The organism is Chimaeribacter arupi (assembly GCF_002858805.1).
GTDB classification, from domain to species: Bacteria; Pseudomonadota; Gammaproteobacteria; order Enterobacterales; family Enterobacteriaceae; genus Chimaeribacter; species Chimaeribacter arupi.
Map to the genome: position 1 here is coordinate 240,472 of NZ_PJZI01000001.1, position 23,159 is coordinate 263,630.

The 23,159-nt window shown below is 59.3% G+C and carries 21 protein-coding genes; 9 read left to right on the forward strand and 12 right to left on the reverse strand.

Translation table 11 applies throughout. From position 1 onward, the window contains the following. Positions 1 to 27 precede the first annotated feature (27 nt). The gene (xylF, locus tag CYR52_RS01010; RefSeq protein ID WP_101827794.1) at positions 28 to 1,023 is read right to left on the reverse strand and encodes a D-xylose ABC transporter substrate-binding protein; all 996 of its coding nucleotides are present in this window, start codon (positions 1,021 to 1,023) and stop codon (positions 28 to 30) included. Between the two features lie 380 nt (positions 1,024 to 1,403). On the opposite strand from xylF, the gene xylA reads away from it, so the two are divergent. The 4 genes from xylA (at position 1,404) to CYR52_RS01030 (ending at position 6,453) form a co-directional block, all read left to right on the forward strand. Beyond that, positions 1,404 to 2,723, forward strand: coding sequence for a xylose isomerase (gene xylA, locus CYR52_RS01015; protein WP_072927722.1), 1,320 nt, complete (start codon positions 1,404 to 1,406; stop codon positions 2,721 to 2,723). A gap of 103 nt (positions 2,724 to 2,826) precedes the next feature. Further along, positions 2,827 to 4,281 (forward strand): xylulokinase, encoded by a 1,455-nt coding sequence (xylB, locus tag CYR52_RS01020; protein WP_101827795.1) that lies wholly within the window; start codon positions 2,827 to 2,829, stop codon positions 4,279 to 4,281. A gap of 161 nt (positions 4,282 to 4,442) precedes the next feature. Beyond that, entirely contained in the window at positions 4,443 to 5,465 is a 1,023-nt protein-coding gene (locus tag CYR52_RS01025) for a cysteine hydrolase family protein (protein ID WP_072927725.1), read from the forward strand. Between the two features lie 22 nt (positions 5,466 to 5,487). Further along, complete coding sequence (locus tag CYR52_RS01030; protein WP_072927726.1) at positions 5,488 to 6,453, forward strand: GlxA family transcriptional regulator; 966 nt, start codon at positions 5,488 to 5,490, stop codon at positions 6,451 to 6,453. Here the strand turns inward: CYR52_RS01030 and CYR52_RS01035 are convergent. Continuing rightward, the gene (locus tag CYR52_RS01035; RefSeq protein WP_101827796.1) at positions 6,446 to 7,441 is read right to left on the reverse strand and encodes an acyltransferase; all 996 of its coding nucleotides are present in this window, start codon (positions 7,439 to 7,441) and stop codon (positions 6,446 to 6,448) included. The two genes, CYR52_RS01030 and CYR52_RS01035, sit on opposite strands and share 8 nt — an antisense overlap. Before the next feature lie 221 nt (positions 7,442 to 7,662). Between CYR52_RS01035 and CYR52_RS01040 the strand changes: the two genes are divergently transcribed. Further along, positions 7,663 to 8,901, forward strand: coding sequence for an MFS transporter (locus CYR52_RS01040; RefSeq protein WP_072927728.1), 1,239 nt, complete (start codon positions 7,663 to 7,665; stop codon positions 8,899 to 8,901). A 65-nt stretch (positions 8,902 to 8,966) separates the two neighbouring features. On the opposite strand, the gene exaC is transcribed toward CYR52_RS01040, so the two are convergent. The 4 genes from exaC to fdhE all read right to left on the reverse strand — a co-directional run bounded on the left by exaC (position 8,967) and on the right by fdhE (position 13,154). Then, the gene (exaC, locus tag CYR52_RS01045) at positions 8,967 to 10,505 is read right to left on the reverse strand and encodes an acetaldehyde dehydrogenase ExaC (RefSeq protein ID WP_072927730.1); all 1,539 of its coding nucleotides are present in this window, start codon (positions 10,503 to 10,505) and stop codon (positions 8,967 to 8,969) included. 263 nt (positions 10,506 to 10,768) lie between these two features. Next, positions 10,769 to 11,374 (reverse strand): glutathione S-transferase, encoded by a 606-nt coding sequence (locus CYR52_RS01050; RefSeq protein ID WP_072927731.1) that lies wholly within the window; start codon positions 11,372 to 11,374, stop codon positions 10,769 to 10,771. 43 nt (positions 11,375 to 11,417) lie between these two features. Next, complete coding sequence (locus tag CYR52_RS01055; protein WP_241506135.1) at positions 11,418 to 12,095, reverse strand: DcrB/PsbP domain-containing protein; 678 nt, start codon at positions 12,093 to 12,095, stop codon at positions 11,418 to 11,420. A gap of 129 nt (positions 12,096 to 12,224) precedes the next feature. Beyond that, positions 12,225 to 13,154 carry a formate dehydrogenase accessory protein FdhE gene (gene fdhE / locus CYR52_RS01060; RefSeq protein WP_101827797.1) on the reverse strand — a complete coding sequence of 310 codons (930 nt, stop codon included), beginning with the start codon at positions 13,152 to 13,154 and terminating at the stop codon, positions 12,225 to 12,227. 156 nt (positions 13,155 to 13,310) lie between these two features. Here fdhE and fdhD point away from each other — a divergent pair, with 156 nt between their 5' ends. The 3 genes from fdhD (at position 13,311) to yiiM (ending at position 15,772) form a co-directional block, all read left to right on the forward strand. After that, positions 13,311 to 14,150, forward strand: a complete 840-nt coding sequence (gene fdhD, locus CYR52_RS01065) for a formate dehydrogenase accessory sulfurtransferase FdhD (protein WP_072927734.1) — start codon at positions 13,311 to 13,313, stop codon at positions 14,148 to 14,150. A gap of 186 nt (positions 14,151 to 14,336) precedes the next feature. Next, positions 14,337 to 14,960, forward strand: coding sequence for a superoxide dismutase [Mn] (sodA, locus tag CYR52_RS01070; protein ID WP_072927736.1), 624 nt, complete (start codon positions 14,337 to 14,339; stop codon positions 14,958 to 14,960). Between the two features lie 128 nt (positions 14,961 to 15,088). Beyond that, positions 15,089 to 15,772 (forward strand): 6-hydroxyaminopurine reductase, encoded by a 684-nt coding sequence (gene yiiM / locus CYR52_RS01075; RefSeq protein WP_072927738.1) that lies wholly within the window; start codon positions 15,089 to 15,091, stop codon positions 15,770 to 15,772. Between the two features lie 39 nt (positions 15,773 to 15,811). Here yiiM and CYR52_RS01080 read toward each other — a convergent pair whose 3' ends face one another. The 6 genes from CYR52_RS01080 to CYR52_RS01105 form a co-directional block, all read right to left on the reverse strand. Then, on the reverse strand, positions 15,812 to 16,174 hold the full coding sequence (locus CYR52_RS01080; protein WP_072927916.1) for a YibL family ribosome-associated protein: 363 nt from the start codon (positions 16,172 to 16,174) through the stop codon (positions 15,812 to 15,814). Positions 16,175 to 16,294: 120 nt separating this feature from the next. After that, positions 16,295 to 16,876 carry a mannitol operon repressor MtlR gene (mtlR, locus tag CYR52_RS01085; protein WP_072927740.1) on the reverse strand — a complete coding sequence of 194 codons (582 nt, stop codon included), beginning with the start codon at positions 16,874 to 16,876 and terminating at the stop codon, positions 16,295 to 16,297. 105 nt (positions 16,877 to 16,981) lie between these two features. After that, positions 16,982 to 18,127, reverse strand: a complete 1,146-nt coding sequence (mtlD, locus tag CYR52_RS01090) for a mannitol-1-phosphate 5-dehydrogenase (protein ID WP_072927741.1) — start codon at positions 18,125 to 18,127, stop codon at positions 16,982 to 16,984. A 195-nt stretch (positions 18,128 to 18,322) separates the two neighbouring features. After that, a complete protein-coding gene (locus CYR52_RS01095) occupies positions 18,323 to 20,251 on the reverse strand; it encodes a PTS mannitol transporter subunit IICBA (RefSeq protein ID WP_072927743.1) in 1,929 nt (642 codons plus the stop codon). Positions 20,252 to 20,774: 523 nt separating this feature from the next. After that, complete coding sequence (locus CYR52_RS01100; protein ID WP_072927744.1) at positions 20,775 to 21,560, reverse strand: DsbA family protein; 786 nt, start codon at positions 21,558 to 21,560, stop codon at positions 20,775 to 20,777. Between the two features lie 211 nt (positions 21,561 to 21,771). Continuing rightward, complete coding sequence (locus CYR52_RS01105) at positions 21,772 to 22,488, reverse strand: DUF3053 domain-containing protein (RefSeq protein WP_072927746.1); 717 nt, start codon at positions 22,486 to 22,488, stop codon at positions 21,772 to 21,774. Between the two features lie 317 nt (positions 22,489 to 22,805). Between CYR52_RS01105 and CYR52_RS01110 the strand changes: the two genes are divergently transcribed. Beyond that, positions 22,806 to 23,090 carry a helix-turn-helix domain-containing protein gene (locus tag CYR52_RS01110; protein WP_072927748.1) on the forward strand — a complete coding sequence of 95 codons (285 nt, stop codon included), beginning with the start codon at positions 22,806 to 22,808 and terminating at the stop codon, positions 23,088 to 23,090. The last annotated feature ends 69 nt before the right edge of the window (positions 23,091 to 23,159 follow it).

The following is a 23,159-nucleotide window of genomic DNA, read 5'->3' on the forward strand; positions in this document are numbered from 1 at the left end:
CCGGCGGTAAATGCCGGCAGGCCGGCATTAATAGATATCTGATTTCTTATGGAAACCATCCGCGACAATGGTGCTGTCAATGTTGTTCTTATCAACCTGAATCGGCGTCAGTAAATAAGAGGGCACCTCTTTTTTGCCGTTATTTAATGTGGCATTCGATTTCGGCGTGTTTCCGTTACCCAGTTCAACGGCGATTTTTGCCGCCTCTGTGGCTAATTGGGTAATCGGTTTATACACCGTCATGGTCTGGCTGCCCGCCACAATACGTTTTACTGCCGCCATATCCGCGTCCTGGCCGGAAATAGCCACCTTACCCGCCAGCCCCTGTGCGGACAGCGCCTGAATCGCACCGCCTGCGGTGGCATCATTGGAGGCGACGACGGCATCAATTTTGTTATTGTTGGCCGTCAGCGCATTTTCCATAATTTTCAGCGCATTTTCCGGCAACCAGGCATCCGCCCACTGATCACCCACCACTTTTATTTTTCCGCTGTCTATCAGTGGCTTAAGTACGTTCATCTGCCCTTTTCGGAACAGTTTGGCGTTGTTATCCACCGGCGAGCCACCCATCAGGAAATAATTCCCCTGCGGCACTTTTTCGATAAGGCTTTTGGCCTGCAATTCCCCGACTTTTTCATTATCAAAAGAGATATAAAAATCGATATCGGCATTATTAATCATCCGGTCATAAGCCAGCACTTTAATACCTTCCCGCTTGGCTTCGGCAATCACATTACTTAATACTTCGCCGTTATAGGGAATAATCACCAGCACATCCACGCCGCGGTTAATCATATTCTCAATCTGCGACATCTGAGTTTCTTCATTACCATTAGCGGATTGCACAAATACATCCGCCCCCAGGGTTTTAGCCTGGTTGACAAAAATATCCCGGTCTTTTTGCCAGCGCTCCAGCCGCAAGTCATCAATCGCCATGCCGATTTTAATCTCTTTTGCCATCCCCGGCTGGCTGATCAGCGCCAACGCCGCACATACACCGAGCAATACTTTTTTCATTTTCATTGTGTAAACCTTTTTTAATGAACCGTACAGGGTAAGAGAAATGGCCCACTTTTAATGGCTGGTGAATTGTTAACGCTGCATAAATTATCAGCAATTGCAGATTTTAACTGGCCTATTACGTTTTTTAGTTTATTTTCCGTTTTATGATGGAGATCATAGTTCCCTGCTGAAACTTATTTCCAATCAGCCTCAGGCTGGAAAGCATCACGCAAATACCGGCTTTTTTTCGCTTGGCAGGGCTATTTATGAGATCTGCTGCACAATTGTGTATTCTCTGAAGTTGAGTGTGAAATAACGTAATTGTGAGGGCTGCCGAAGGATCCCAAGATAACCGCTCCGCATGCTCAGCCAGTGCTGGGCCAGATCCCGAGGAGCCCATAATGCCATCCTATTTTGATCAGCTTGATAAAGTCCGGTTCGAAGGCACCACCAGTACCAACCCGTTAGCATTCCGCCATTACAACCCGGATGAGCTTATCCTGGGCAAACGCATGGCTGATCATCTGCGCTTTGCCGCCTGCTACTGGCACACCTTCTGCTGGAACGGCGCAGATATGTTCGGCGTCGGTGCGTTTGAGCGCCCGTGGCAGCAGTCCGGTGATGCGCTGGCGCTGGCAAAACGCAAGGCGGATGTCGCATTTGAGTTTTTCCAGAAGCTGAATGTCCCGTTCTACTGCTTCCATGATGTGGACGTCTCGCCCGAGGGCAACTCCCTGAAAGAGTACCTGAGCAACTTTGCCGAGATGACTGACATCCTGGCGCAGAAGCAGCAGGAGAGCGGCGTGAAACTGTTGTGGGGCACCGCCAACTGCTTTACCCATCCGCGTTATGCCGCCGGAGCCGCCACCAACCCGGACCCGGAAGTCTTCAGCTGGGCTGCGACCCAGGTCTTCACCGCCATGAATGCCACCCAAAAGCTGGGCGGTGAGAACTATGTGCTGTGGGGCGGCCGTGAAGGCTATGAAACACTGCTGAATACCGATTTGCGTCAGGAGCGGGAACAGATTGGCCGCTTTATGCAGATGGTGGTGGAGCACAAACATAAGATCGGGTTCCAGGGCACCCTGTTGATTGAGCCGAAACCGCAGGAGCCGACCAAACACCAGTATGATTACGATGTCGCCACCGTGTATGGCTTCCTGAAACAGTTCGGCCTGGAGAAAGAGATCAAGGTCAACATTGAGGCTAACCACGCCACCCTGGCCGGGCACTCATTCCATCATGAGATTGCCACGGCCATTGCGCTCGGCATCTTTGGTTCGGTAGATGCCAACCGCGGCGATCCGCAACTGGGCTGGGACACTGACCAGTTCCCGGTCAGCGTGGAAGAGAACGCGCTGGTGATGTATGAGATTTTAAAAGCCGGTGGTTTCACGACCGGCGGCCTGAACTTTGACGCCAAAGTCCGCCGCCAGAGCACGGATAAATATGATCTGTTCTATGGGCATATCGGCGCGATGGATACGATGGCGCTGTCGTTGAAAGTGGCGGCGAAAATGGTCGAAGAGGGCGGGCTGGACACATTGGTCGCCAAACGTTATGCCGGCTGGAGTGAGGAGCTCGGCCAGCAGATCCTGCAAGGGAAGCTGTCGCTGGAAGCATTGGCCGCCTACGCTGAACAACATAACCTGGCCCCGCACCACCAGAGTGGCCGCCAGGAACAGCTGGAGAACCTGGTCAACCGCTATTTGTTTGGCTGACCGGTTATTTTGCTGACATCCGGGCGCAAGCCCGAAAACAGGCCGGCGCAGATGCCGGCCTGTGTTGCTCATGTAATTTGTTTGCCTGTTTCGGGGAGAAATCATGTACATCGGTATTGATCTGGGCACATCGGGCGTCAAAGCGATTCTGATCAACGAGGCGGGAGACGTCGTCGCCCAGCAGAGTGAGGCGCTGGCGGTGTCGCGCCCCCACCCGCTGTGGTCTGAGCAAGACCCGCACGCATGGTGGGAGGCAGTTGACCGCGCAATGCAGGGGCTGGGCGGGCAGCAGGATCTCAGCCGTGTGAAAGCCCTGGGGCTGACCGGGCAGATGCACGGTGCCACGCTGCTGGATGCCGACCAACAGGTGCTGCGCCCGGCCATTTTATGGAATGATGGCCGCAGTTTTGCCCAGTGCCGCGCGCTGGAGCAGGCCGTGCCGGATGCGCGCCGCATCACCGGTAACCTGATGATGCCGGGGTTTACCGCCCCGAAACTGCTCTGGGTAGCCCAACATGAGCCCGAGATTTTCCGCCGTGTTGATAAGGTGCTGTTGCCGAAAGATTACCTGCGCCTGCGCATGACCGGCGACTTCGCGACCGATATGTCGGATGCGGCAGGCACTCTGTGGCTGGATGTCGGCAAACGTGACTGGAGTGACACGCTGCTGGCCGCCTGTGGCCTGACGCGTGCGCAGATGCCAACGCTCTATGAAGGCAGTGACATCACCGGCCGGTTGAAACCGGAGGTCGCGCGCCGCTGGGCGATGCCCGACGTGCCGGTGATTGCCGGGGGCGGCGACAATGCCGCCGGGGCGGTCGGCGTCGGGCTATACCAGGCCGGGCAGGCGATGCTCTCCCTGGGCACCTCCGGCGTCTATTTTGCGGTGAGTGACGGCTTCCTCAGTAACCCGGAGCAGGCGGTGCACAGCTTCTGCCACGCATTGCCGCAGACCTGGCACCTGATGTCCGTGATGCTGAGCGCCGCCTCGTGCCTGGATTGGGTCTGCCGCCTGACCAGGTGTGACAGCGTGCCGGCGCTGCTGCAACAGGTTGAACAGGCACCGCCGGCTGCGTCTCCGGTCTGGTTCCTGCCCTATCTCTCCGGCGAACGGACGCCACATAATAACCCAAATGCCACCGGTACCTTTTTTGGGCTGACCCACCAGCATGGCCCGGCCGACCTCGGGCGGGCGGTGCTGGAAGGGGTGAGTTTTGCCCTGGCAGACGGGATGGACGTCTTGCACGCAACCGGCCTGCGGCCACAACGCATCACGCTTATCGGCGGCGGTGCGCGCAGTGCCTATTGGCGGCAGATGCTGGCGGATGTCAGTGGCCAGACGCTGGAGTACCGCACCGGGGGGGATGTCGGCCCGGCACTCGGCGCGGCGCGGCTGGCGCAAATCGCCCTCAGCCCCGGCATCCCTTTGGCCGAACTGTTACCGCCGTTGCCGCTGGAACAAACGCACGAGCCGGATGCAGAAAAACATCAGGTCTATGCGGCGCAGCGGGAGACGTTCCGGCAACTTTACCGGCAGCTTGCGCCGTTGATGCAATAAGTCAGGCGTTTCAACGCAGGGCAAGCCTGCCCTGACAGGTGATACGTCCTGCCCTGGCAGGTGATACGTCCTGCCCTGGCAGGTGAATGGCTGTTTTTGGCATTCCGCTTCTTTTTTACTTACGCCACTATGGGGTTACTTTACTCAGGCGGAGGCCGGATATGTCACAGAGCGCGCTGTTGGTTATCGATGTTCAACACTCCTTTCTCCATAAGCCATTCTGGCAGGAAGAGGATCTGCCGCTGTTCCGGCAGCGTTTGCAGCAACTGGTTGAAGGCTGCCAGGCACGCGGGGTGGCAGTCGTGGATGTGTTCCATGTGTCGCAGGGGCCGTTTGCGCTGGCTTCCGGGCTGGTGACCCGGCTGCCGTTCCTGACACATCAGCCGGATCTGGTGGTGCATAAGCAGGTGCATAACGCCCTTACCGACTCCGGGCTGGACCAATGGTTGCGTGACCGCGGCATTAACCATTTGATTATCAGTGGGATGCGTACTGAACAGTGCTGCGAGACCACGGCACGGGTAGCCTCCGATCTCGGTTACCGTGTGACATACGTCACCGAGGCGACGCTGACCTTCCCGATGACGCATGCCAACGGGGAAACCAGCACGTCGGCGGCGATCAAGCACCGGACTGAGCTGGTGCTGGCGGAGCGTTTCGCCCATGTCTGCAATGTGGAGGGTGCCTTACGGGAGCTGGATGAGATGCCGGCAGCCGCGCCCGCGGCGGAGGCCGTCTGGCAGCCCCAGCCTTATCTGCCGCGGCCGGTCACGCCGCTTGGCGTGATGACGTTTGGCAACTGGGCGCTGAAGCGTTACGCCATCCGTTATCCGCTGGCGGCCGGAGAAGCGGATTTTGCGGCGGCGCATCCTTTGGTCACCCAGTGGTTGCCGCCGCAGGCGCAAACGCCCCAGCGCCCCGGCGTCGGTTTTTTGATTGAGCATCAGGGCAAGACCATGAACTATCTGGTAGCCGGCTGGTGGGACAATGAAAACGAACTGCGCATGAGCGTCTGGGTCACTGATAACGGCGTCTGGCGTCGTGCGCGTGAAGAGTCATTCTGCGTCTGGGACATGCAGGTAATGGCGTTTGAGCGTGACGCGTTCGTCAGGATGTTGCTACAGGAGCAGCCGGATCGGGCGGGTTATCTGGCGCAGCAATTGGCCATCACACCAGGCTACTGACAGCAGGCGGTATAGAAAAGCGATGACCCTGAATCAGGCTGAACGCACCGTTCAGCACAGCATACCTGCGCAGCGCGACGCGTACTTTATCGTGCTGCCGGGCGTTATGGCGCTGGATGTCACCGGCCCGGCAGAAGCGTTACAGCTTGCCGGGCAGTTCGCCCTGCGCTATATCGGCCCGGCCCCGCAGGTCACCAGTTCTACCGGGCTGGTATTAGGTGGGATTTGCCCGTTGCCGGATGTGCTGCCGCCCGGCGCAATCCTGATCGTACCGGGGGTGAAAGATTCGCGTACCGGGTTTGACACTCCCGAGGCGCAGAGGGTGGAGGCGTGGCTGCGGGCGCAGCGCCCGGCGCTGGAACAGGGCGATTTGCTGCTGGTCGGTGTCTGTTCCGGCACCCTGCTGGCGGCCCGTGCAGGGCTGCTGGATGGTTACCAGTGCACCACTCACCATGATGTGATTGCCCGGTTGCGGGCGCAGGCCCCGGCTGCCCAGGTGCGGGAAAACCGCATCTTTATTGAAGACCGGCAGGTGCTGACCAGCGCAGGCATCACGGCGGGCATCGATGTCGCACTGCATCTTATCGCCCGGGTGCAGGGGCCGCAGGCGGCCACGGAAGTCGCGCGCGACATGGTGGTCTATTTCCGCCGCTCCGGTGATGACCCACAGCTTTCGCCCTGGCTGCGTTACCGCAACCATCTGCACCCGGCGCTGCACCGGGCGCAGAATGCGTTGATCGCTGCGCCCGAGGCTCGCTGGCAGGTAGAGGAGGTCGCGGCGCGCGCCCATGTCAGTGAGCGCCACCTGACCCGGCTGTTCCGCGAGCATCTCGGCATCAGCGTGCGGGATTACCACGAGCAGCTGCGGCTGGCGGTGGCGCGCCAGCGTTTGCAGGAGGGGTGCGGCGTTGAGCAGGCCGCCCTGGCCGCCGGGTTTACCTCTGCGCGCCAGTTGCGGCGCGCCCAGGCACGCTGGAGCCTCAGCTGACCAGCCGCCGTGGGTCCAGGCGGCGCACCGCATAGCCCAGCAGCAGGCTGACGCCCAGCGCCACCGCGAACACATACACCATATCCAGCAGCGGCCAGCGGATCACATCCCATTTCTGGCTGCGGATAAGGTTAATGATCAACGCATGGAACCCGTAAATCGCCAGCGAGTGATCGGCAACCCGGCGCATACCCGGCAGCATCGCTGTGGCGAGGCTGTTTTTGCCCCAGACAAACAGCGCAATGGCTGCGATAAACACCAGCGGGCCACAGTAAACGTAATAGGTATCGGCAAACGCGCCGTTGATAAACATCTGTTTTTTGGTGGAGACGGCAATCAGCCCTACGGCAGCGGCAAACAACAGCCCGGCCAGCATCGTAACGCCACGCCGCTGGGTGTCCATCATGCCGATGGCGCGGCCCAGCAGCGCGTACAGCACGTAATAGAAGGTGTCACCGGCCACAAACAGGTTCACCGGGATAAGGTGAAACTGATGCCACGAAATCTGCGCCATTTGCGGGTTCACCAGAATCCCCAGCACCACACCGATAACCAGCGCCGTGCGTGCCGCCACGGGCTTCACCTGGATCAGCGGGGAGAGCAGGTAAATCACCGCGATCGCGTAGAAAAACCAGAGGTGATAAAACACCGGTTTGAACAGCAGGTTACGCAGCGACGGCCAGAACCCGATGCGGGTAAACAGGGCGATATAAAGCAGCGATACCGCGCTGTAGAACAGCAAACAGCAGCCGATACGCAGCAGGTGCTTCTTTCCGGCACTCTTTTCCCCGAAAAACAGATAGCCGGAGATCATAAAAAACAGCGGCACGCTGACCCGCGACAGGGAATTCAGCAGGTTGGCGATATCCCAGTTCAGGTTGCCCACAGACACGCCGGTGGTCACATAATAGGTGGTGGTGTGAATCAGGATAACCATCAGGCAGGCCAGTGCCCGCAGGTTATCCACCCAGATAAGTCGGTGAGTCATGCCGCTGCCGCATCCTTGTCATTATTTATTGTTAAAAAGAGGTTATATATAGCCGCACAATTCAACAACCTGAAATCCGCTAAACTCAGATTGTGCGATATTTACCGGGTGTGATTGCCAAGGCCGCCAATTGGCAGCAAAATAGCCGCCCTTACCGTTTTCCCGACGATAGCCTTCGCGGCTTTTTCGGTTTTTCTTTTTTACATTCATTAAGTTAATTTATGACAAACACAATACCTCCTGTTGCCCGACTGGGCCGCCGGGCGCTGTGGTTTCCGCTCTCGCTGGTGCTGTTCGAATTTGCGACCTATATCGGCAACGATATGATCCAGCCCGGTATGCTGGCAGTGGTGGCCGCGTTTCATGCTGGTGAGGAGTGGGTGCCGACCTCCATGACCGCCTATCTGGCCGGCGGCATGTTTCTGCAATGGCTGCTGGGGCCGCTCTCTGACCGGCGCGGCCGCCGCCCGGTGATGCTTTCAGGCGTCGCCTTTTTTACCCTGAGCTGCCTGGCGATCCTGTTTACCCAGACCATTGAGCAATTCATCGCGGTGCGCTTTTTGCAGGGCATCGGGCTGTGCTTTATCGGCGCGGTGGGGTACGCCACCATTCAGGAATCGTTTGAAGAGTCGGTGTGTATCAAAATCACCGCGCTGATGGCGAACGTGGCGCTGATTGCCCCGCTGCTTGGCCCGCTGGCAGGCGCGGCGCTGATCGCCTGGCTGCCGTGGCAGAGCATGTTTGTGCTGTTTGCCCTGCTCTCTGCCTTTGCCTTTTACGGCCTGTGGCGGGCGATGCCGGAAACCGCCACCCGCCGGGGCGAGCCGCTGTCTATCAGCGGGCTGGGGCGTGATTACCGGGTGGTGCTGGGCAATGGTCGCTTTGTGTGCGGCGCGCTGGCGATTGGCTTTGCCAGTTTGCCGCTGCTGGCCTGGATTGCCCAGTCGCCGGTACTGTTAATCCGCGGTGAAGGGCTGAGCACGCTGGACTATGGTCTGATGCAGGTGCCGGTGTTTGGCGCGCTGATTATCGGCAATATCACGCTGGCGCGCCTGACCGGCAAAAAGTCCGTGGAAACGCTGATCTGGCTGGGTGCCGTGCCGATGGTCGCCGGGCTGTTGCTGGCGGCTGCGGCCACGCTCTATGCGTCCCATGCCTATCTGTGGATGGTGGCCGGGCTGAGCTTCTACGCCTTCGGCATTGGTATCGCCAACGCCGGGCTTTACCGCCTGACGCTGTTCTCCAGCGAGATGAGCAAAGGCACGGTGTCAGCCGCGATGGGCGTGCTGAGTATGCTGGTGTTTACCCTGGGCATTGAGATTGCCAAAGTGGCCTATGGCTGGGGCGGCAGCGGGGTGTTTAACCTGTTCAACTTCTTAAGCGGCCTGTGCTGGCTGACGCTGGTGGTGCTGTTTATGCGTGGGCATAAGCGCGAACAGCGGGCAATGGGCCTGCATTAATCACGCCGGCAAGAAAACGGCAACGCTCTGCGTTGCCGTTTTTTTTCGCCTGTGTACCGGCAGGGTCAGAACAGGCCGAGCGGTTTTTCTGAATAGCTGACCAGCAAACATTTGGTCTGCTGGTAGTGTTCCAGCATCATTTTATGGGTTTCGCGCCCGATGCCCGACTGCTTGTAGCCGCCAAACGCCGCATGGGCCGGATAAGCATGGTAGCAGTTCGTCCAGACGCGCCCGGCCTGGATTTGCCGCCCCATCTGGTACGCGACGTTGCCGTTGCGGCTCCAGACGCCCGCCCCCAGCCCGTAATCAGTGTCGTTGGCGATCGCCAGCGCCTCCTCCATGTCTTTAAAGGTCGTCACGGCCAGCACCGGCCCGAAGATCTCCTCCTGGAAGACCCGCATACTGTTTTTACCGAACAGGATGGTCGGCTCCAGGTAGTAGCCCTGCGCCAGATCGCCGCCCAGGGTTTTACGGCGGCCGCCGGTCAGCACGTCCGCGCCCTCTTTTTTGCCAATCTCGATATAGTTGAGGATGGTTTCCATCTGCCCCTGCGACACCTGTGCGCCCATCTGGGTGGCGGAATCGAGCGGGTTGCCGCTGCGGATGCTCTCCACACGCTTAATGGCGCGCTCCATAAAGCGCTCGTAAATCGACTCCTGCACCAGCGCGCGGCTTGGGCAGGTACAGACTTCGCCCTGATTGAACGCGAACAGCGCGAAACCCTCCAGCGCCTTGTCAAAGAAAGCGTCTTCTTTGTCCATCACATCGGCAAAGAAGATGTTCGGCGATTTGCCGCCCAGTTCCAGCGTTACCGGAATCACGTTTTGCGCCGCATAGCTCATGATCTGCTGGCCGACTTCGGTAGAGCCGGTAAAGGCCACTTTGGCGATGCGTTTTGAGGTCGCCAGATATTCACCAATTTCACTGCCGGAGCCGTTGACCACGTTGATCACGCCCGGCGGCAGCAGATCCTGGATCAGCTCCATCATCAGCAGGATCGACATCGGCGTGAGTTTGGCCGGTTTCAGCACAATGCAGTTACCGGCGGCCAGCGCCGGGGCCATTTTCCAGCAGGCCATCAGCAGCGGGAAGTTCCACGGGATAATCTGCCCGACCACGCCCAGCGGCTCGTGGAAATGGTAAGCCACGGTGTCTTGATCAATTTCGCTGATGCCCCCTTCCTGCGCACGGATGCAGGCGGCGAAATAACGGAAGTGGTCAATCGCCAGCGGCACATCAGCGGCGGTGGTTTCGCGGATCGGTTTGCCGTTGTCCCAGGTTTCCGCGGCGGCCAGCAGCTCGATATTCTGCTCCATACGATCGGCGATACGGTTAAGGATGGTGGCGCGCTGCTGCACCGACATACGCCCCCATTCGCCTTTGGCCTGGTGCGCGGCATCCAGTGCGCGATCCACGTCTTGCGTGCCGGAGCTGGCGATTTCGCACATCACCTGGCCGGTGACCGGCGTAACGTTCGGGAAGTACTGGTTATTGGCGGGCGGCACCCATTCGCCGCCGATGAAGTTGTCATAACGCGCTTTAAGTTTCAGCGGGAAACCATATTCACCGGGGATCACGGCACTCGAAGGTTGATCATAAGGCATGGTGTGCTCCTTGGCGTGACGGGGCGCGCCCGCACGCATGGGTAGTAGGGAGTGTGTAGTGCCCGGCACCTCTTTCCCACACAGCAAGCGCTGAACAACCGGGGCCGGGTTGACAGGGTTGCTTAAAATGTAGACGCAGGCGCACCGCACGCCGGGCGCGCACCCTAACTCTTCGAGTTATCTCACACTATTTTTGCCGGCGGCGGGGTTAAGACAGAAAGGCCGGTGCATCACACACCGGCCGGAGAAGAGAGGGAAAGGGGTTAAGGGGGTGTCGTACGGGCGAAACTTTCCCGCTGGAACAGCCGCTCCACCAGTGCGATCAGCGTTGGCCGCTCAACACACCAGTTCGGTGCCACGCGGCGGAAATTGATGTAGCCCAGCGCACAGGCGACGGCGATGTCCGCCAGGTTGAGCGTTTCACCGTTAAGGTAGCGCCTTGCGGCCGCGTGCTGCTCCAGCGCATCCAGCCCGCGGTTAAGGGCTTCACGCTGGCGCACCACCCACGCTGCGTCCTGTTTATCCGCCTCGCGGCGTTTTTCCAGCACCAGCGCCACGGCGGCGTCCGTCACGCCGTCAGCCAGCGCTTCCAGCCGCCGCACGCGCAGCGCCGCCGCCGGGTCGGCAGGCAACAGGGGCGAACCACCGGGCAAGGTGTCGACATACGCGGCGATCACCGGGGAATCGAACCAGATTTCGCCATCATCCGCGACCAGCGCCGGCACTTTGCCCAGCGGGTTAACGTGCGGCACCTGCGTGCCGTCAGCCCAGGGGGAATCGTTCACAAAATCAAAAGGGATGCCCTTTTCCAGCAACATGACTGAAATCTTGCGCACGTAAGGGCTGGTATAACTGCCGATGAGTTTCAACTTTACCGTCCTCCTTCAGGAATGCGTAAGGGCACCGCAGGCCTTAGCTTTTTACCTTGATGCTGTCTGTGATGGATTTCATCAGGGTGTTATGCGCCTCGCCGTTGTTGACCGGCGTCACCACCTGCAGGGTGATCACTTTTTTGTCGAGCACGGTGAACAGGGTCGTTGCCAGCACCGGCTGGCCCTTCACGCGCTGTTCTGTGTCCATACGGCGGAAACGCTGGCCGCCCAGGGTCAGGGTTTTCTCGTCGGTTTTCTTGATATCCTGATACTGGTTACTCAGGCCGTTCAGCAACCCTTTTGACAGCCCGGCAAACGCCGCGTCACTGGTATCAATCACCTGCCCGGCCGGCGGCACCACTTCAGAGGTCACAGCGAGCTGGCGGCTGTGGCTGTCGATAAACAGCTGGGTATGGGACTGCTCGGTATTGGCGATGCCCGCCTGCTGGGTCTGGTCGGAGAAGCCGGCCGGCAGGTGGAAGCCGATTTTGCCGGTCAGCAGTGACACATCCACGCCGTTGGCTGGGGCGACCGGGGCCGGCTGGCTGCCCTGCACCACCTGGGTTTCTGGTGCCACGGATGACGGGTTCGCGGCCACGGTAGGTTTGGAGGCGGGCGGCGGCGGCGTCGGGGTGGTATCCGGTTTGTCATCACAGGCCATCAGCCCGGCCGCCAACAGTGCCACGGCGGTAAATTTCATTGCGCTTTTTAACATCATCCTTGTTCCTCTTGTTATCAGTTAACGTGTTGCGTACCGCAAGGGTAACCCACGCCGGGGCCGCCACCGCCACAGAATGCTCTGAAACACCGGCGCACCCTTAAGCGTAGCAGCCGCCGACCACGTTGCTCAGCCGTCGGGGAACAGGAACGGGTTAATACTGCTGCGGGCAAACCCCTCATCTTCCATTTTGGCATCCAGCACCAGCGTGGCGAGGTCATCCGCGACCGGCTCCACGTTCGGGTCATGCTCCTGGAACAGGATTTTCAGGTAGGTGCCGCAGTCGTCACAGCTTTCGGCCTTCACCGGCGAGGAGACATCATCCAGCGACCAGTAATTCAGCCCGTGGGTATGTTCGCAGTTGCTGCATTTGGCCTGCATCACATGCCACTCGCATTCACACAGGTTGCAGTGCAGGTAACGCATCCCGCTCACCGAGCCGAGATGCACCAGGCTGGACACCGGGATGCTGCCGCAGGTCGGGCAGAACTGGCGGTGCTCGCCGTGCTCCACCTGCGCTTTGCCGGGGATCAGCGCCGCCATCTGCGCCCAGTACAGGGAGAGGGCCGCCCAGATAAGCGGGGCAGTTTCGCTGCCTACGTCCGTGAATTCACGGGTAAGCAGCGCGTCGGCGAAATTTTCCAACTGGTTTTCCGAGCACTTTTCCAGGTTCTCCAGCACTGCCCGCAGGTGCGGATCAACCTGCGGGCGCAGTTCGGCGATGATCGCCTGCAACAGCGTGCGCCAGTGCGGGTCACGCACGAAGGTGTGGATATCCAGCGGCGGCAGGGTGGTTTTCGCCGTGCGCGCCAGCAGGGCAGCCATATCCATTGTCAGCGGGTGGTCGTGCAGGGCGTGCTGCTGCGCATCGGCAATCAGCGCGGCAAAGGCCAGCAAATCCTGGAGCGGGCTCTCTTCAGCCAGGTGACGCAGCCGCTCTGCGCGCCGCGCATAGAGACTTTTGAGGTTGGCAAACAGCAGCGGCGGTATGCTATGCGCCGCGGACATCCTGGTTTGGGGTGCGTGGGCACCGTGGTTAGGCACAATACGGATGCTCATGGCGATCGCTCTCCTGATGAATGGCCGTCGTCGTGACAGCGCCAATAGAACAAATCGGTTCTGTTCCCGTCTCAACAGCGCTAAGGTGGGCACTTCTGCCCTTTCCGGCACAGTACCACAGTAACCCTGTGGGTGTTAAAAATCAGGTACAGGCTCGTGAACGAACGTACAAAACAGAGTAACGGCGCAGTCACCGCCGGCGACGCACCGCGTGACGGCGCGCAACAGCGTCAGGTTTTCCAGCGCACCCGGCTGGCCACCGCCGAAGCGGACTGGCTGGCGGAAGAGGTGCCGGTGGCACTGGTGTATAACGGCATCTCCCATGTGGTGATGATGGCAACGCCCAAAGACCTGGAGGCGTTTGCGCTCGGTTTTTCGCTGTCTGAAGGCATTATCGAGACACCGCAGGAGATTTACGGCATCGACATTCTCCCCTCCTGCAACGGCATTGAAGTGCAGGTGGAGTTGTCCAGCCGCCGTTTTGCCGGGCTGAAGGAGCGCCGCCGCGCGATGGCGGGCCGCACCGGCTGCGGGGTGTGTGGGGTGGAGCAGCTCGGCGATCTTTTCCGCCCGCTGGCACCGCTGCCGTTTACCCAGCAGTTTGAGCTGGCCCGGCTCGATGGCGCGCTGGCGTCGCTTAAGGAATATCAGCCGGTCGGCCAGCTGACCGGTTGCACCCATGCTGCCGCCTGGGTCGCCCCGGAGGGCACATTGCTCGGCGGGTGTGAGGATGTCGGCCGCCACGTGGCGCTCGACAAACTGCTGGGCGTGCGCAGCGGGAAACCGGGGTGGCAGGCGGGCGCGGTGCTGGTGTCCAGCCGTGCCAGTTATGAAATGGTGCAAAAAGCCGCGATGTGCGGCGCGGAGATTCTGTTCGCCGTCTCCGCGGCCACTACGCTTGCGGTGGAAGTGGCCGAACGCTGCAACCTGACGCTGGTCGGCTTCAGCAAACCGGGGCGCGCCACTGTCTATACCCATCCGCAACGGCTGTACTGACGCGCTTAGATCGATTTTCCTGCCGATATTTCAGTGCGCTATAAGTCACGGATACCGCCCCGCGCCACCGCCGGGGCGGTCTGAGATAATCATTTTCAATATCATTTAATTAACTATAATGATCCCACTGCTTACGCGGTGCTTGCACCTGCCCTGCGCCGCAAAACACCAATGGAGATGAAGAATATGAGTTACTCACTGCCATCCCTGCCTTACGCATACGACGCACTTGAGCCGCATTTCGACAAGCAGACGATGGAGATCCATCACACCAAACATCACCAGACTTACGTCAATAACGCCAATGCCGCGCTGGAAAGCCTGCCGGAACTGGCTGCCCTGCCGGTTGATGAACTGATCACCAAACTGGACCAGGTACCGGCTGACAAGAAAACCGTGCTGCGTAACAACGCCGGCGGCCACGCCAACCACAGCCTGTTCTGGAAAGGCCTGAAAATCGGCACCACCCTGCAGGGTGAGCTGAAAGACGCCATCGAACGTGATTTCGGCAGCATCGACAGCTTCAAAGAAACCTTTGAGAAAGCGGCTGCGACCCGTTTCGGTTCCGGCTGGGCCTGGCTGGTGCTGAAAGATGACGGCAAACTGGCTGTGGTTTCCACCGCAAACCAGGACAACCCGCTGATGGGCGAAGCCGTTGCCGGCGCTTCCGGTTACCCGCTGCTGGGTCTGGATGTGTGGGAACACGCTTACTATCTGAAATACCAGAACAAACGCCCGGACTACATCAAGGCGTTCTGGAACGTGGTGAACTGGGATGAAGCGGCTGCACGTTTCGCTGCGAAAAAATAATTCCCGTTACACACGCGGCCCCGGCCGCGGTTGACCACAAGAATGCCGGCGCCTGCGCTGGCATTTTTTATGCGCTGCCATAAGCTGGAAGCATCCGCAGGCGTCGCCTGCCACGCAAAGGAGAGACTATGCACTATCCTCAGGTGTTTATCGGCCCGGTCACTGAGCATGAAACCATGCGCCCGAGCGCCATCAGCAAACGGGCCGCAGAAGGCCGGATTTTGCTGACGCCGCTCGGCCTGGAGGGTGACCAGCAGGCAGAAACGCATGTGCATGGCGGGCCGGATCGCGCCCTGTGCCACTTCCCGCGTGAGCATTACGCTCACCTGAGCCAGCAGTTCCCGCAGCAGGCAGAGCACTTCCAGCCGCCCGGCTTTGGCGAAAATATCTCGACGCTCGGCCTCACTGAGCAGAACGTCTTTATCGGGGATATTTTCCGCTGGGGCGAGGCGCTGATCCAGATAACGCAGCCGCGCTCCCCCTGCTACAAGATCGGGATTCACCTGGGCGTGGCGCAGCTTTCACACATTATCCAGCAGAGCGGCCGCTGTGGCTGGCTCTACCGCGTGCTGTCGCCGGGTTACATCAGTGACGGGCAGCCGCTGGAGCTACTGACGCGCAACAGCGAGGTCAGCGTCGCGGAGGCCATTTCGATCGCCTTTAACCAGCCTTATGACGAAGAGCAGTACCGGCGGCTGTTAGGGGCAGCCGGGCTGGCCGCGAGCTGGAGCAAGAAGATGCAGGTCAGGCTGGAGAGCCGGAAGATTGAGAGTTTCAGCGCCCGGATGGACGGCAAACCGCAGGGCGGCTGAAACAGAGAGGCGGGCCGGTAAGCCACCGGCCCGGCAGGTTCAGAACGGTTTTTTCGCGTAGCCGGTCACGACTTTCAGGCCCATTTCGCGGCCCAGGGCCGTCATCGGGTGAACCACGATCAGCCCGCGCACGCTCTTTTTCAGGGTGCCCATATCAGCCTGCTCTTTTTTGGAGATTTCACGGCTGAACGGCAGGCGGGAGAGTTCCTGCGCCTGTTTGCTCAGTTTGCTGATCTGCACCTCTTTCAGGCGGGCGATCTCTTTAACCAGCTTCTCTTTCTCTTCTTCGTGCTTGGCGATCAACTCACCGTTACCCTGCGCGAGGATGGCCGCGTCTTTGTGGTTCAGGGCATCCAGCTTGTCGCTGAGGAGTTTGATCTCTGCTTTTTCTTTTTCTTTCATAGTCATGGCCCGTTTATGCCGCTGTCAGGCACGTTATCAAGAGGGGGATTGGCGCACAGTGTAGCAGGAAGTGGGCGCTTCATCAGCCCGGTGACAGCACCAGCGGGCCGGTATCCGCCTTCAGAATGCCTTTTTCAGGCTGATCCCGGCGATAAGCCCCGTGACCGACAGCACCATCGTGGAGTGCACCATCTGCTGATAGCGCTGGCGCTGCATCGCCTGCAACGCCTCATCCAGCGGCACCACGCCCGGCGTCAGCACCGGGGCAGGCGGCAGGGCGGGCACACAGTGCAATTCGCCAAATGGGCCGAGGATTTCATCATCGGTAAAGCGGTATTCGTTGCCGTCATGGTTCAGCTCCTCGCGCATCGCCATCAGCAGTTCAGCATCTTCATACTCATTACGGCTGATCACCCCCAGCCCGTACATCAGTTTCAGCCGCACCGACAAATCGCCCAGCGGGCCGGAGCCGCTCAGCAGTGGCCCGACGGCGTATTTCACCGCGTAATCATCTTTGCGGAAAACCTGCAATACCAGAATGTTGACGGCTTCAGTGAGCAGCTCAACGGCGGCGATAATAAACCCGCGAACGCTTTTCCCGGCGTTCAGTTTTTCCAGTACCCGGTTTTCAAAGGCCTGTGCAGCTTCAATCATGGCGACATTTTGCGTTAGGGGAGTCACAACGTCCGGAAACCCGGCCATACCTGGCCTCCATACGGGCGGAGGCAACGCCCCCGTGTTGTGAAAAACAGTGCGGGCGGCTGACGGCACCCTGCCGCCAGCCGCTCTTTTTACCACATTTCGCGGTTAGTGGGCGTTATATGCCTCAACCGCTTCGGCCACCGCCGCGCTGTCTGCCGGCAGGCCGGAGATCTGGGACAACGCGCCCTGCGGCCCGAGGTTCGCCAGCAAGTCCACCAGCTCCGCGGCCTGCGGGTCACTTTCGCTGCGGTAGTGCAGCGCTGCCGCGATACCGGTGATCAGGTTGGCGTGCGGCAGGTTGTACTCCAGTGTGCCGAGCAGCGGCTTGATCAGGCGGTCACCGGCGCTGAGTTTACGCAGCGGCTGGCGGCCGACGCGTTCCACATCATCCTGCAGATAGGGGTTTTCGAACCGGCCCAGGATCTTGTTGATGTAGGCGGCATGTTTTTCTGCATCGAAACCGTAGCGTTTAATCAGCACTGCGCCGCTCTCTTCCATCGCGCCCTTCACCACCTTGCGGATGGCCGGGTCCAGGATGGCATCACGGATGGTGGCGTGCCCGGCCTGTTTGCCGAGGTACGCGGTGATGGCGTGGCCGGTGTTGAGGGTGAACAGTTTGCGCTCCACAAAGGCCATCAGGTTGTCGGTGAGTTCCATGCCGGCGATCTGCGGCGGCTGGCCGACGAACTGGGTTTTGTCGACAATCCATTCGCTGAAGGTTTCCACCGTGACTTCCAGCGGGTCGGTGCTGCCGGCAGCGGCAGGCGGCACGATGCGGTCGACGGCGGAATCCGCGAAGCCGACGTGCTCATCCACCCAGGCTTTCTCTTCTTCCGGCAGGGCGTCATAGACGTGCTGTTTAAACTGGCTGGTGCCGCGCACCATATTTTCACAGGCGATGATGTTCAGCGGCTGCTGGTTGCCGAGCTGGTGGCGTTTCACCAGCCCTTTGGCGACGGCCGGGGCGATGCGTTCCAGAATGTTCGGGCCGACGGCGGTGGTGACCAGGTCAACCGATGCGATCAGGTCAATCGCCTCCTGGCTGCTGCTGTTGACGGCGGAGACGTTGCTCACCGGCTCCACACGCGCCTGCTCGCCCACCACGTGCACATCATAGCTGCCGCGGCTGTTGAGCGCGTCCAGCACGGTCTGGTTCACGTCTGCAAACACCAGCTCAATCCCGGCGTCTGCCAGCAATTTCCCGATAAAGCCGCGGCCAATATTCCCGGCGCCAAAATGTAATGCTTTCATCATGTCATCCTTAAAACGAGTGACGATACTGCACGTCACAAACCTGAAAAGCGGGAAGCGCGCAGTGCCCGCCCTTCCCCTGAATCTTGCGGCACGCTATCGCGATAACGTGCCGTGCCCTATAACCCGCACTGCCCTATAACCGCACTGCCCTATAAATAGCAACCGGGCCATTACGGCCCGGTCTGTTCAGGGTCAGGCGACCTGTTTTCCGGTCAGCAGGTTAAGCACTTCCTGCACGTCACGGGTGGTGGAGAGCCGTGCGATCACGGTGTCATCATCCAGCGCGTTGGTCAGGCTGGTGATCACATGGATGTGCTCATTGTTGCGGGCAGCGATGCCGATCACCAGTTTCGCCACCTCATCCTCTTCGTCGCCGAAGCGCACGCCCTGCGGGTACTGGCAGAACACCACGCCGGTTTTCAGCACCCGGTCTTTCGCCTCAATGGTGCCGTGCGGCACCGCGATCGACTCACCCAGGTAAGTAGAGGTGAGCTTTTCACGCGCCAGCATGGCCTCGACATATTCCGGCTGCACGTAGCCGCCTTTCACCAGTTGCTCACCGGCGAAGCGGATCGCCTGTTCTTTGTCGCTGGCCTGCTGGCCGAGGAATACGTTGGCCGCCGTCAGGCGGAACAGGTTCTGCTCGGTGGCGTCAAAGCTGTCATCCAGCGTGGTGATCACTTTTTGCTGGTGCAGGCTGCTGTTATTGGCCGCCACCAGGCGGTTGGTCAGGTCGCTGTAGAGCTTGCTGTCCAGGAAGTTGGTCAGCGAAATATGCTGGGCCTGCGGCGCATGGCGCATCGCGCGTTCGGTGAGGTCACGGTGGGTGATCACCAGGTCGACGTCATCCGGCAGGTTGTTGATGGCGCTGTTGGTCACTGACACATTTTTCAGCCCCGCATCCTGCACTTTTTTGCGCAGCACACCGGCACCCATGGCGCTGGAGCCCATACCGGCGTCACAGGCCACAATGATTTTACGCACGGTGCTCATGTCACCGTCATTCGCCATTGCCGTGGCCGCCGCAGGCTGGCCGCCTTTGGACTGGGCTTTCATGTCATGCATCCGGCGGGTGGCTTCTTCCAGGTCGTCTTCTTCTTTCGCTTTGGTGCTTTTCAGCAGGATGGCAGACGCGATAAAGGAGACAGCAAAGGCCACAACGACGGCGCACAGGTTAGCGAAATACGCGCCTTTCGGCGTCATCGCCAGAATCGCCAGGATGGAACCCGGAGAGGCCGGGGAGACCAGGCCGCCGTTCAGCAGGGTCAGCGTGAAGACGCCGCTCATCCCGCCGAGGATCACCGCCAGCAGCAGGCGCGGGTTCATCAGCACATACGGGAAGTAGATCTCATGGATGCCGCCGAGGAAGTGGATAATCGCCGCACCGCCCGCAGACTGCTTGGCATTGCCGCGGCCAAAGAACATGTAGGCCACCAGCACGCCCATGCCTGGGCCGGGGTTGGCTTCGATCAGGAAGAAGATCGATTTCCCGGCTTCCGTAGCCTGCTGGATGCCCAGCGGCGAGAAGATCCCGTGGTTAATGGCGTTATTGAGGAACAGGATTTTCGCCGGTTCGACAAAGATGGAGGTCAGCGGCAGCAGGTTATTGACCACCATGACGTGCACACCGGCCGCCAGCACCTTGGAGAGGGTTTCCACCAGCGGGCCGATGGCGAGGAACGCCAGGATCGCCAGCAGCATCCCGATGATGCCGGCCGAGAAGTTGTTGACCAGCATCTCGAAGCCGCTTTTGATTTTGCCGTCTACCCAGCGGTCGAAGCGTTTGATCGCCCAGCCGCCGAGCGGGCCGGCAATCATCGCGCCGAGGAACATCGGCATGTCTGCGCCGACGATCACGCCCATTGTGGTAATCGCGCCCACCACGCCGCCGCGCTCACCGCCCACCAGTTTACCGCCGGTGTAGCCTATCAGCAGCGGCAACAGGTAGGTGATCATCGGGCCGACCAGCTTGCCTAAGGTTTCGTTCGGCAACCAGCCGGTTGGGATAAACAGTGCGGTGATAATCCCCCAGGCGATAAATGCGCCGATGTTGGGCATCACCATGTTGCTCAGAAAGCGGCCAAAATTCTGGACTTTGACCTTAACGTCTGGTGAAAACATAAAACACACCCCTATTGATACGCGCTGCCAATAAGAGCGCGTGAAGTCGTTGAGACGGGACGGCGAACCCGTCGCTTTTGCCGTATGCAGGGCGGACTCTACCACGCTCTTTTTTGCACGCGTAGCGCCCCGCCTTTTTGTGATCTACCTCACACTATAGCCCCGGTTAACCCGGTACATAGCGTGACGCTCATCACAAAATTGCCTTAAAGAACCGCAAGATAGCCCGGTAAACCGGTTACTGACAGAATAAACCGTGATATGTATCACATTTGTTAAATGCCGATTTTTCTCGAAATTGTGATTTTTCTCACAAATTATTTATCACTGAGACGCCAACGAACTGCTTAAGATTTGTCCTACACCCAACTGTAGCCAATCCAGCCAACAATGTGATGAATTCTGAAAGAATGTGATGGCAGGCAGATGAATGCGTTATCGCAGCGGCAGCGGGCGAAAAGAGGGGAAAACCGGGGGGAACGAGGACGCGGGCCTGCCCTGTGCACAGGGCAGGCCGCCGGGGTTATTTACCCTGCGCTTTGTTAATGGCGGTTTGCAGCGCTTCCGCTGACACTGCGCCCGGCAACACGGTGCTGTTTTGCGCCGTTGCGCCCTGGGTCGGCATCACCACAAACGCCGGGGTGCCGCTGAAGCCCAGCACCCGCGCCAGATCGTCGGTTTTCGCCAGCGCGGCGTGGGTCTTGTTACGGGTGGCTTCATCCGGCTGGGTAGCACCCGCCGCTTTGACGGCAGCCGTGATGTCAGCCTGCGTCAGTTTGCCCTCATCATGGCCGGTATGGTAAATCGCATTGTGGTAAGCGAAGTAGGCGTCTGCGCCCTTCTCTTTGTAGACCGCCATGCCGGTTTCCGCCGCAGTGATGGACGGCTCCCAGCGCTGGCCAAAGATCGGCCACTCTTTAAACACAAACCGCACCTGCGGGTTGGCTTTCACTGTCTGTTCCACCAGCGGGGCCATGTGGCTGCAATAAACGCACTGGTAATCGAAGAACTCCACCAGCGCCACTTTGGCATTTTTCGGGCCGATGGCCGGGGTGTCAGCGTCATTCAGCAACGCCTCGCTGTTTTGCAGCACCGCATTTAGTGACGCCTGTTGCTGCTGCTCCTGCTGTTGCGCTTCCAGTTTCTGGCTGGCCTGCACCAGCACTTCCGGGTGCTGCACCAGATAGTCAGCGGCAATTTTGCCGATCGCTTCCTGCTGGGCAGGCGTAAAGGCGGGGGCGTCCGCCGCGTGGGACAAAGCCGGTGCCAGCATCAGCACACTGGCCAGCGTCATTACAGGGTATTTCATAGCATTTCCTTCTGGTTATCACGTTTCCCGGCGGCGTGGTGTTTTCCGGCAGGCACTTTTCCGGCGACATCACGTTGTCTGGTGAAGTTCGCAGCCTACGGTATCCGCTGCTTTGCCGGTCGTCAAAAACGACCACATTTTCTCACGCACGCCTCACTGAGAGGCAGGATGTAAAAAAGCCACCCGCAGGTGGCTTGGGTACGGCAGGCGATCAGAACTGGCCGAGCATCGCTTTTTGCGCCGCCAGCAGCGCCGATTGTTTCGTTGTCAGCTCTGACATCATGGTGTTGTACTGCGTCACCTGCTGCTGGGTCTGAAGCTGTACCTGGTTATTGCTGAAAGTGACCTGGTTCCCCTGCTGGATCAGGTAATCCCCCACCTGCACCACGGATTGCGCGAACCCTGCCAGCGCCGGGATCACCGGCATAATGCCGTTGGCCGGGCGGGTCACGATGTTGTCATACGCCTGGTTGTAGATGCCTTTCAGATCGTCCGGGTGTTTCATCGCCGCGTGCGCAGTGTCGGCCTGCGCTTTGGCCGTCTGGATCTGCTGGCCGAGCATGTTCAGCGCGCCCAGCTCCTGCGCCAGGGTATCATGCTGCTGCATATAATCCTGCGGCACGCGGATCTGCCCGAGGGTGTTCACCACCGGCCCCAGGCTGTTGTTGATGCCCTGTTTCATCTGGCGGGAGAAGGTCACCAGCACCTGATAATCATTGGCATAGTTGCCGAGTTTTTGTTTCTGGTCTTCGCTCAGCGTCGGCAGGTTCTGCCCGCTGCGCATCACGGTGTTTTGCAGGTAGTCGATGAACGCCTTGCGCTCGTCGCCCTCTTTGTCGCCACAGGCGGTGAGCTGCAATACCACCATAAGTGCCAGTAACGGCGCCATCCAGCGCGCAACGGTTCTGCTGTTAATCCCTGCTGCCATGTGCCCAACTCCCCTTCGATGTCCATGATTTCCGCCCACTGTGCGGGCATGTTTTGTGCCCTAAGAATAGATCATCTGCCGTTGAGAAGGTACTCATCCTGTGCAGGGTTGCGAGCGCGATCCAGCGGTAAATTCGCCGGGTTTTCCCGGCATGTGTTCGGAAAAGTGACAATTCAGGGACAAAATAACAGCAAAATATGCACAAAATTTCCCCCTCCCCGGCGAATTCTGGCTTATAGTCTTAGTGCTTATAGTTTTAAGCAAAAAGGAATGACGGTTGTTGAATGTCGTCGTAACAGCTAGTTTCGGGAGCCACTATGGATCGTGAATTGTTCAATGAATTACTGGATAGTTTTGAATATGGGGCATTACCTGCCGGGAATTTGATGGCAAATCAAGGCAATGACCAATTGCCGGAACCGAAAAAGCTGCGTGAACGCGCAGGGATGCAAATCGATGAGTTCGCCAAATGCATGGGTGTCAGTGTGGCGCAGGTGAAAAAGTGGGAAGCCAACAGTTGCCGCCCCTCTTCCACCGCACAGAAACTGATGCGTTTGCTGAATGCCAACCCGTATCTCAGCCGTCAATTGCTGGAAAGCTAATCCGGCAGCCTGACGCACCTGCCCGCTTCGCTGAAAGGGCCGCCCAATAAAAAACCCGCCGGAGCGGGT

Coding starts and splice junctions, on each gene's coding strand:
- CYR52_RS01035 (WP_101827796.1), bottom strand. CDS start 7,441: ATGACTCACCGACTTATCTGGGTGGATAACCTGCGGGCACTGGCCTGC.
- exaC (WP_072927730.1), bottom strand. CDS start 10,505: ATGCCTTATGATCAACCTTCGAGTGCCGTGATCCCCGGTGAATATGGT.
- fdhE (WP_101827797.1), bottom strand. CDS start 13,154: ATGAGCATCCGTATTGTGCCTAACCACGGTGCCCACGCACCCCAAACC.
- CYR52_RS01080 (WP_072927916.1), bottom strand. CDS start 16,174: ATGAAAGAAAAAGAAAAAGCAGAGATCAAACTCCTCAGCGACAAGCTG.
- CYR52_RS01040 (WP_072927728.1), top strand. CDS start 7,663: ATGACAAACACAATACCTCCTGTTGCCCGACTGGGCCGCCGGGCGCTG.
- CYR52_RS01025 (WP_072927725.1), top strand. CDS start 4,443: ATGTCACAGAGCGCGCTGTTGGTTATCGATGTTCAACACTCCTTTCTC.
- CYR52_RS01055 (WP_241506135.1), bottom strand. CDS start 12,095: ATGATGTTAAAAAGCGCAATGAAATTTACCGCCGTGGCACTGTTGGCG.
- xylF (WP_101827794.1), bottom strand. CDS start 1,023: ATGAAAATGAAAAAAGTATTGCTCGGTGTATGTGCGGCGTTGGCGCTG.
- mtlR (WP_072927740.1), bottom strand. CDS start 16,876: ATGGCCGGGTTTCCGGACGTTGTGACTCCCCTAACGCAAAATGTCGCC.
- CYR52_RS01030 (WP_072927726.1), top strand. CDS start 5,488: ATGACCCTGAATCAGGCTGAACGCACCGTTCAGCACAGCATACCTGCG.
- yiiM (WP_072927738.1), top strand. CDS start 15,089: ATGCACTATCCTCAGGTGTTTATCGGCCCGGTCACTGAGCATGAAACC.
- xylA (WP_072927722.1), top strand. CDS start 1,404: ATGCCATCCTATTTTGATCAGCTTGATAAAGTCCGGTTCGAAGGCACC.
- CYR52_RS01110 (WP_072927748.1), top strand. CDS start 22,806: ATGGATCGTGAATTGTTCAATGAATTACTGGATAGTTTTGAATATGGG.
- sodA (WP_072927736.1), top strand. CDS start 14,337: ATGAGTTACTCACTGCCATCCCTGCCTTACGCATACGACGCACTTGAG.
- CYR52_RS01100 (WP_072927744.1), bottom strand. CDS start 21,560: ATGAAATACCCTGTAATGACGCTGGCCAGTGTGCTGATGCTGGCACCG.
- mtlD (WP_072927741.1), bottom strand. CDS start 18,127: ATGAAAGCATTACATTTTGGCGCCGGGAATATTGGCCGCGGCTTTATC.
- CYR52_RS01095 (WP_072927743.1), bottom strand. CDS start 20,251: ATGTTTTCACCAGACGTTAAGGTCAAAGTCCAGAATTTTGGCCGCTTT.
- xylB (WP_101827795.1), top strand. CDS start 2,827: ATGTACATCGGTATTGATCTGGGCACATCGGGCGTCAAAGCGATTCTG.
- CYR52_RS01105 (WP_072927746.1), bottom strand. CDS start 22,488: ATGGCAGCAGGGATTAACAGCAGAACCGTTGCGCGCTGGATGGCGCCG.